General features: G+C 63.8%; 1 pseudogene. It reads right to left on the reverse strand.

Annotated features, from left to right (window positions below):
* Positions 1–254 (reverse strand): annotated as a pseudogene (locus SCA31_RS24530) (hypothetical protein); the annotation flags it as partial.

Here is a 254-nt window from a genome sequence, read left to right on the forward strand (position 1 = left end):
TCTGACAATGCTTCCCGGACCCAGGTCGAAGAGCAGCGGCGGTCAGTGCCGCCGTCGTCGATGGATACTCCGGCGCCGTACTCGTTGACCACCTGGACGCCAAAGCCAAACTGCTCGCCCAAGTCCTCCATGGTGGCTACATCGCCGGAGTTGCCGGCGCCAAAACGGAGATCGTGGCCGATCACCACGTGGCTTGCCTGGAGACCATCCAGAAGCACGTCGCGGACAAAAGCCTCCGGCGACATGGCGGCCAG

It is taken from the genome of Chryseobacterium sp. SIMBA_028 (assembly GCF_046535285.1).
GTDB lineage: Bacteria > Bacteroidota > Bacteroidia > Flavobacteriales > Weeksellaceae > Chryseobacterium.